A 1596-nucleotide genomic window follows, 5' to 3' on the forward strand; every position below is an offset into this window, starting at 1 on the left:
ATCAATATCAACGCGTTTGTCGATCCATCGCTTTGGAATCCGGAAACCAAAAGGGCGAACGGACGAAGCGAGAACGCCCGAACGGTAAACCTGGCAATAGAGAAACTGACCGAAAAAATCACCGGGCATTACCGTCATATTCGTAAAAGCCTCGGTTTCGTGACGGCCGAGCTGGTCAAAAACGCCGTGGAAGGAATCGGGCAGAAACCGTTCACCCTCCTTGCCTTGTTCCGCGAGCATAACGAGGAGTTCCGCAAGCGTGTCGGCGTGGATCGCAAGGAAGAAACCTATGAAAGTTACGAGAACTCCTATAATATTTTAGCCTCCTTCGTGAAAAAAAGGAAGGAAAAGGAGGATGTAGCGTTGCGGAGCCTTGACCGGGAGTTCTACGATGATTTTGAAATATTCCTACGTACAGATCGTGAAATGAAACCCAAGACAGTACACGAGCATCTTTACCGGTTGAAGAAAATGACCAAGCGGGCTGTCAGTCAGGGTACACTCCGGCGCGACCCTTACGGGAAGCTGCACCCGGAACTGCCCCGGCGCAAGAGCCGCCATTTGAAACTCGAAGACCTCAAAAAGCTGATGGAAACTCCCGTCGATAAACCCAACCTCCAGCGGGTGCGGGACTGGTTTCTCTTCGCTACCTTCACGGGGTTGTCCTACGCCGACCTGAAACGCTTGTCCGAAAAAGACATCACGCAGTCGGACGACGGAACGTACTGGATACACATCCGGCGCCAGAAGACCGAAACGCCCTCGGCCATCCGCCTGCTGAACGTGCCGTTGCAGATCATCGAGAAATACCGCCACGAGCGTAAAAGCGACAGGATTTTCAACCTCTATTGCCGGGGGTATCTCATCAAGCTCACCAGAGAACTGGGACGGACATACGGCTTCGACATGACCTTTCACAAGGCGAGGCACAATTTCGGGACACATATCACGCTCTCGTTGGGTGTGCCTATCGAAACTGTCAGCCGCATGATGGGACACAAGAGCATTTCCACCACGCAGATTTACGCCAAAGTGACCGACCGCAAGGTGGACGAGGACATGAAACGGCTGAAAGAACAGACCAAAGGCCGGAAAATAAATCTCTACGAGGAGGACGAACCGGAAACGGCAGATATTATAACGGTAAACGGTTGAACAGTATAACAAAAATTGATAAATTTGTATGACTATGACGACAAGAGAACCTATCAGCATTGAAAACGGGCGGGTGGAAATCCACGCGCCGGAGAACCGTGTATGGCTCACGCGCCACCAGATTGCCGACCTGTTCGGAGTCTTCGTTCCTGCCGTGGGGAGCAACATCCGCTCCATACTCAAAAGCGGCATACTCTGTGAGGAGAGGGTTTACCGCCGGGAGCGCAACCGTGACGGCGGTATTGTCGAGCTGTATTCGCTCGAAATGATCGCCGCGCTGGCTTTCCGCTTAAAATCCGGGAATGCCGAAGCCTTCCGACGGTGGCTTGTCCGAAGGGCCACGACGACCGCTGTCGTCTGGCAGCTCCCCGGCATGAACACGATATTGAACTGAAAAAGAAGCACGGCCAACGTTTTGGCCGTTCTTCTATTATACCCATT

General features: G+C 52.6%; 2 protein-coding genes. Both read left to right on the forward strand.

Going from position 1 to position 1596, the window contains the following annotated elements:
- Positions 1 to 1155, forward strand: a 1155-nt coding sequence (locus tag ABUA47_RS24640) for a site-specific integrase (protein ID WP_349832276.1), incomplete at its 5' end; no start/stop codon positions are given.
- Positions 1156 to 1183: 28 nt separating this feature from the next.
- Complete coding sequence (locus ABUA47_RS24645; RefSeq protein ID WP_004289443.1) at positions 1184 to 1549, forward strand: hypothetical protein; 366 nt, start codon at positions 1184 to 1186, stop codon at positions 1547 to 1549.
- Positions 1550 to 1596: the final 47 nt, after the last annotated feature.

This window comes from Bacteroides sp. RTP31139st1_H2_RTP31139_211217 (assembly GCF_040227615.1).
GTDB classification, from domain to species: domain Bacteria; phylum Bacteroidota; class Bacteroidia; order Bacteroidales; family Bacteroidaceae; genus Bacteroides; species Bacteroides uniformis.

Excerpts from the sequence above, each read along its gene's own strand:
- ABUA47_RS24645 (WP_004289443.1), top strand. The coding sequence starts at position 1,184 with ATGACTATGACGACAAGAGAACCTATCAGCATTGAAAACGGGCGGGTG.